We start from the raw sequence: 6,993 nt of genomic DNA, 5'->3' as shown, positions 1-6,993 counted from the left end.
CCACCCTGTCCTTTGAGAGCTTCCTCAACCTCGCCGCCACGCGCCTATGGCTGAAGTCTTTTGTCAACACGGCCTAGAAGCGGTTGGTCCGCAATCGGCCCAAAAACGGACCTCTGGGTCGAGGACTGCGCACACCAGCAGAAGATATGGCGACCCTTCCTGAGAATGATGTCAAGGTAGGTCCAGACTGGATCAGATTGCTCCGCGTGCCGTATTGCCCGCAACTTGAGATGCGCCGCGGAGGCGACAGAAAACGTTTCAGCGAACACGATTGTACGTTTTGACAGACGATTGACATTCGTCTTCCAACGTGGAATGTGCATCTGCAACAGCGGACGGCGGCCCATCGCGAGCGATATAGGCAGCGGCCCAGCCAAGCAGGTCACGGAGAGAAAATGTCCCTTCCCACCCTTCTTAAGAAATTGCGCGCCGGAACGGGCGAATCGCTTCAGCAGGTCGCTGATAAAATCGGCGCATCGAAAGCCTATCTCTCGGAACTCGAGCGCGGGATCGCTTCCAATCCTGGCATCGACATCCTGAAGGCACTGGCCACGAACTACGGTGTTTCGGTAGCATCGCTCATCGGTGAAGCGGATGCGCCGCCTCTCCCGCCCCCCGCCGCCGGACAGGTCGAAGCTTGGGTGACAAACATCCGCAAGGAACAGGCTGCCGGCTTGGACCTCGAAACGGCTGCACACGAAGCGCGTGCCTCGTTCGAGCGCTTCCTCGGGCCGCTGGACGCACAGCATGAAGCGAACTGGAAGGCTGCCGTCGCGGAGCTCGAGGCCGCCTACGAGAAGAAGATCGAATTCCTCGGCAACTATTCGCTGCGCAAGCCGCGTCGTCCGCACTGGTACGACGGCCCGCGCGTGGGGGACCAGCACTGGCCCAAACTGGAGTCTTACCTCCTCACGAGGAAGAAGTGGCCGAAGGAGACCGTTGAAAGCATCGACGCCACGTCAACGGAGGTCGTCTCCCTGCTCGAGAACCCCGGGCAATCGGAGTTCCGTGGTCGCGGCCTGGTGGTAGGGTACGTGCAGAGCGGCAAGACAGCGAACATGGAGGCCGTGATCGCCAAGGCCGTGGACGCAGGCTATCGCTTTGTCATCGTCCTGACGGGCATGACCAACTCGCTGCGCAGGCAGACGCAGGACAGGCTCGAACTCGATCTGCTCGACCGAAACAAGTATGGCTGGCACCTCCACACGACGAGCGATACCGATTTTCACAAGCCGGCCAGCAAGTGGTTCTCGATCATGGATGCCGTGCAAATCGCCGCGGTAAAGAAGAACGTGGCGCCGCTCGATGCACTGCTAGCTACGATCGAGAAGACGCCCCCCACCCATCGCGCGCGCATGCCTGTACTGATCATCGACGACGAGTGCGACCAAGCCGGCGTCAACGCGACCGGCAGTCAGTACAACATGACCTCCATCAACGAACGGATTCGCAGGATCCTTGCCGCGCTGCCGAAGGCCCAGTATGTCGGCTACTCGGCGACGCCGTTTGCCAACGTGTTGATCAATCCGGAGAAGCCGACGGGCGGTCTGGACGACCTCTACCCTGAGGACTTCATCACCGACCTGCCGAAGCCCGACGGCTATTTCGGTCCGGAGAGCCTGTTCGGCAGGGACGCCATCGAGGCCGACGAGGAAACCCCCGAAGAGGCCGGACTGGACATGATCCGGGACGTGCCCGACGCAGACGTACCGTTGGTACGGCCGCCGTCGGCGAAGGATCGACTCACGTTCGAACCGGCTATCCCGGGCTCCCTAGCGGATTCCCTGTGCTACTTCCTGCTCGCGACAGCTTGCCGGTACGTGCGAGGTCAGTCCGCCGATCACAGCTCGATGCTCGTGCACACCACGGTCTACACGCACCCCCATCACGCGCTCGCCGACAAGATCAGCGACTGGAAAGCTGAAATCACGGCAAAACTAGCGAAGGACGACAAGACCGTCCTGAAACGGCTCGAGAAGCTCTGGCACGACGAAACAGCTAGGGTGGATGCGTCCCACTTCGGGCTGGCGCCTGTGTCCTTCGCAGCTGTCCGCGAGCAGCTCGGGCAGGTACTCGCTGACATCGAGATCGTCGTCGAGAACAGCGACAGTGAGACGCGCCTCGACTACACGAAAGGGCCGAAAAAATACATCGTGGTCGGCGGCTCGGTCTTGGCACGCGGCCTTACCATCGAGGGGCTGGTGGTCAGCTACTTCGTCCGGTCGTCTAACCAGTATGATACCCTTCTCCAGATGGGGCGCTGGTTCGGCTTTCGTCTCGGCTATGCGGACCTTCCCCGCATCTGGATGACAGATGACCTGCAGGTTGCCTTTCGCGACCTCGCCACTGTCGAAGCGGAAATCCGCGCCGATATCCAGCAGTACCGCAAGCGTGACATAACGCCGGCAGACTTCTCGATCCGCGTGCGGCGGATTCCGGGCATGGCGATCACTGCAGCGAAGAAGATGTACGCCGCGCAGGCATGCGATGTCAGCTTCTCCGGCGAGCATCTCCAGACCATCCGCTTTCCGCACCGGGATAAGGATACGCTCGACCACAACTGGAAGGCGGCCTCCAAGCTGATAAACGCGGCCGCCGGCCAGGGCATCACGACGGTACCGCGTGGGCGGCTCATTAAGGGAGTCACATACGAGGACGCCATGGCGTTCCTCGAGAACTACCGGAGCGATCAGCGCGATCTCGTTTCGGGCAAGCTGCTCGAGTACATCCGCCTCGAGGCCGGAAGGGCAGATCAGCCCTACAAAGCGTGGAATGTGGGCATCGTCGAGGCTGGCGGGAAGAACAAGTCCAACGTCCCGCTCGGCGCGTTCGGAAAGGTCGGTCTCGTCAATCGCGCCCGCCTCAAGGGTCTGACCCGGGATGGTCTTGCCGACATCAAGGGCCTCATGTCGCGCCAAGACCTGCTCATGGACGTGCACGGCAGCCCGGACGACCTCTCATGGGACTCAATCAAGGAGTTCCGGCAGGCGCAGGTGGGTGACCGTATCCCGCTTCTGCTGCTGTACGCGATCGACGCGAACTCGACGCCCAGGTCCGAGAAGCTCCGCGAACCGCTGGACGCGGTGAGTGACATCCTGGCAGTCGGGCTGGCGCTTCCTGATCGCGGGACGAAGACCAGCTACGTCCGCGTGCCGATCGACCACGACGATGGCGAGGAAGAGGATGTCGAGGCGGACGTCGGCGCTGACGGGCAAGCCGCATGACGGACACGCTCGCCGGTGTAGGGTGGAAGCGTCTGAGGGCGGAGACGGGTCGCAACAACGACCTAGGCGTCCCCTCCCTAGTCGTTGGCGTCGAAGACCGCGCTGGCCCGGTCAGGCTCGCGATCGGAACCGAGCGCGAAGCCCGGCTTCTCGTCCCGTTAATGCCGGGCGAGAGATTCCCCGCAATCGACGACACGAACGGCCTCGAACTTCGTGACAGCGTCCTCCTTCAGCGAGGCTTGCCGGTCCGCTTCATCGACCTCACCTGTCGCGGCGAACGACTGGAGGCAGTGTTTGAGAAGGTAGTTGCCGACATAATCCGGCGCCTCGGCGCCGGGTGCGAGCCTGCCCGCGGTATCGAGGAAGCGATCACCGACTTCCGCAGCCTGCTGGTTGGCGCCAACCGCGATCGGCCGACGCTGGAGGTCGCGCTCGGGCTGCTCGGTGAGCTCGTGATCCTGAACCGGCTGCTCGCCGTCCGGAACGACGCTTGGGAACTCTGGCTCGGGCCGACGGGAGCTCGCCATGACTTCCGGGGCGGGGGCAGGGCGATCGAGGTCAAGACATCGCTACGGGCGCAATCGAGGACGATAGAGGTATCGGCAATCGACCAGTTGATGGCACCGCAGGATGGCTCCCTTCATCTCGCGCACCTCGTCCTAGAATTTGATGCGGCTGGCGCGCTGTCGATCCCGGGTGAGGCCGAACGTGCACAGCGTATTGCGAGCGACCCGGGCGCGGTGGCCGATCGTCTGGCGATGGTCGGATATGCTCCGGAGCTTGCCAATGACTGGACCGGATTCAGATTCGGAATGCTTTCCACCGAATTCTATTCCGTGGCGGATGGTTTCCCGCGCCTCACGCCAGCCTCGTTTGCCGAGGACCCGCTCCCCGCGGGCGTCAGCCACTTCCGGTACCGCGTCGATCTGGACTTCGCCTCCGGGTTGCGCGTTCCGCCGGCTTCCGTCGACGGCCTGCTCGAGGAGATTGTCGCATGCCTGAACCCCTGACTCTTCACGCGGAATGCTTTAAGGCTGCCGGAGGCATGACGGCCGACGGAATGAAGAAGCTCCTCGGCACGCCGGCACTAAGCCTTCTGGAGACCGTGATCCGGGAGACTGTCCAGAATTCGTGGGATGCGAGACGGGAGGATTTCGGTGTCGGCTACCGGATTCACCTGCGCGAACTCCGGCAGAAGGAACTCGCCATCCTGGAAGAGGAAGTGTTCGCCGAACTGCCTCCTCACAAGTCCTCCGCCAAAGGTATCCGGGAGTTCCTCGATGCCGATCGCCAAGTGGTCATGGAGATTTCCGACTGGCAGACGGCGGGTCTCGGCGGACCGGTCCGGGCTGACCGGATTCCCGAACGGGGCGAAGCCAACGACTTCGTCAACTTCGTCCGGAACATGGGCGCGCGACGGGACCTCGCCGGAGGAGGCGGCACCTACGGATATGGCAAGAGCTCGCTATATCAGCTGAGCCGGTGCAGCACTGTGCTGATCGACACCCTCACGCTTTCTTCTAAGGAGAAGCCCATCAATCGCTTCATTGCCTGCCACCTCGGCGAGGCCCACGACATGAGGAAGCATGGTCGCCTGACTGGCCGGCACTGGTGGGGCACTGAAGTCGAAGACGAGGATGTGGTGGACCCGGTAACCGGGCAGCAGGCTGCTCGCCTTCGCCGGCTGCTGGGACTGCCCGACCGCGACGATGGCCTTACGGGAACCACGCTGGTCGTCTTGGATCCGGACTTCGACGACGATCTTTCGCTGGAGGACATTGGCGCGCAGATACAGGAGGCGCTGCTCTGGTACTTCTGGCCAAAGATGCTGCCCGGACCTGACGGTGAATTGCCGATAGAGTTCAAGGTCGAGATCGACGGCGAGGTTCTGCCGCTGCCGGCACCAGAGCAGTTTCCACCACTGGACCTGTTTGTTGAAGCCTATCGCTGCGTGAAGGATGGCGGCCCTAACCTGTACGACATCGATTCCGAGCGCCCCATACAGCACCTTGGGAAATGCTCGATCCGGCGCGGATTCCGGCAGCCCCGCCGGTATCTGGTCCCGGAGGACGAGAGCCTGCTGCCGTCGTCGAGTGCGCATATCGCCCTCATGCGGCCGGTCGAGCTTGTCGTAAAATATGTCGAGGGCACTCAGCTGCCGAGTGACACGGTCGAGTGGGCCGGGGTCTTCATCTGTAATGATGACCCCGAGGTCGAACAGGCCTTCGCGGATGCTGAACCGCCGGCGCATGACGACTGGATACCGGATCAGATGCCAAAGAGCTGGGCGAAGACGTATGTACGGGTCGCCCTGTCCCGACTGAAATACCTTGCGACGTCATATGCCTATCCTGGGCCCGGCGCGGCCTCCGGAGGTTCGGAGCAACCTCCGCTTGCCCGGGCCGCAGACCGACTGGGCAACTGCATGCCGATATTCGGCAACACGGGCGCGGGGGGCGGACGTCCCGGCGGCGGGGGCTCCGGCGGTGGCGGGTCGGGAGGCCGGGGAGCGGGTCGGCGTCAATGGCACATCGGCGAACCTCGGTTCCGGAGGATCGAGGAAGGGACTGACGGTATCGAGGCAGTATTCCAGATCGACGTCGCCAACAGCAGCGGTCATTCGCTGCGACTCGTCGCCACGCCTGCCGCAGTGATGGACGGCGCGCTCGCGGACGCCGAGGATGACGATCAGGATGTGTCCTTCATATGCTGGGAGGACGAAGCGGGAACCCCACTGACGACTTCGACAGGGATCGTAGCCGCGTCACACTCCGACACGACATTGTTCGCACGGATCGCCTTCCCCGATGATGGCGCGGCCGGAATCCGTGTAACCGCAACCGAGCAGGCTTCCTGATGGTCGAGATTGCATATCCGTACCTTCGCCCGGACGGCGATGCCGTCGTGGCGGGCCCTTGGCTCGCAACGCTCGACGGCGAGCCGTGCGTGATCGACAACCATCAGATCGAGCATTTCGACTATTCGGCGTCGCTCAGGATGGAGCGTCATGTGAGCGTGGACTTCGCCCGTGCTGCGGACGAGATTGGCATTGCTCCCGACAGCCTCCAGTTTCTCTGCATCGTCACGCAGGGCACCGGCAATCAACGTATTCCCCGCGGCCAACAGATTGTCGCGCGCCAAGTGCTGGACGCAGAACACCCTTCCGCCAGTCTCGAAATCGCGGTTCATGGTCACGACGTGTCACGATCGCTGAATCTGGCGACCGAGCTTGTTCTCTTTTCAGCCGGCTCGACAACCGGCCGCCTGTCACCGAAACATCGCGGGGCCCGGCTCTGGAAGGACAGCGTCCGCATCAGCGTCGATCCGGCGGGCATGCGCTTCCCGATGGAGACCGTGAGCTTTGCAGAGGCATTTTCGGAAGGTCACCGGGATGCCCAATGGTTCCTTGACTGGTCGCCGCAGCATCTCGACCAAGAGTTCATGAGCTCTGTCCGCCTCTATCTTAACGAGGACCGTCCGGAGTTCGTGGAGGCGGTCCAGAACGAGGAGGACATTGTCCTAAGGATGCTCATCTGCTCGGTTGCCGGGCAGATGATCCGCTCTGCGATCACGCTCGACCACTTCCCGCCCGACCACGCCATCAGCACGCCAGGTTCGACTGGTTCGGTGATCGAGGCATGGATAAACCAGGCTTTCCCGGGACAATCGGTGGGCTCAGTGCGCACGCTCGCCGAAAACGATCCGGCGCGTTTCCACCTGTCGATCGGCAGCCTTTTCCACGGAGAGCTCGATGCCGAATGATGTACGT

At 62.5% G+C, this 6,993-nt stretch carries 4 protein-coding genes; all 4 read left to right on the top strand.

The window, feature by feature from the left end; translation table 11 throughout:
- Nucleotides 1–395: 395 nt before the first annotated feature.
- From ELY13_RS10985 to ELY13_RS10970, 4 genes are read left to right on the top strand one after another with little or no spacing between them, the layout of a single operon-like run.
- A complete protein-coding gene (locus ELY13_RS10985) occupies nucleotides 396–3,224 on the top strand; it encodes a Z1 domain-containing protein (protein WP_126173956.1) in 2,829 nt (942 codons plus the stop codon).
- Nucleotides 3,221–4,234 (top strand): PD-(D/E)XK motif protein, encoded by a 1,014-nt coding sequence (locus tag ELY13_RS10980; RefSeq protein WP_126173955.1) that lies wholly within the window; start codon nucleotides 3,221–3,223, stop codon nucleotides 4,232–4,234. The genes ELY13_RS10985 and ELY13_RS10980 overlap by 4 nt, the downstream gene beginning before the upstream one ends.
- On the top strand, nucleotides 4,219–6,081 hold the full coding sequence (locus ELY13_RS10975; RefSeq protein WP_126173954.1) for a hypothetical protein: 1,863 nt from the start codon (nucleotides 4,219–4,221) through the stop codon (nucleotides 6,079–6,081). The genes ELY13_RS10980 and ELY13_RS10975 overlap by 16 nt, the downstream gene beginning before the upstream one ends.
- Nucleotides 6,081–6,986 (top strand): hypothetical protein, encoded by a 906-nt coding sequence (locus ELY13_RS10970; RefSeq protein WP_126173953.1) that lies wholly within the window; start codon nucleotides 6,081–6,083, stop codon nucleotides 6,984–6,986. Before ELY13_RS10975 ends, ELY13_RS10970 begins: the two co-directional genes overlap by 1 nt.
- Nucleotides 6,987–6,993: the final 7 nt, after the last annotated feature.

The sequence above is a fragment of the Altericroceibacterium xinjiangense genome (genome assembly GCF_003958635.1).
Classification (GTDB): Bacteria; Pseudomonadota; Alphaproteobacteria; order Sphingomonadales; family Sphingomonadaceae; genus Altericroceibacterium_A; species Altericroceibacterium_A xinjiangense.
This window is presented reverse-complemented; position numbering and strand designations above follow the sequence as displayed.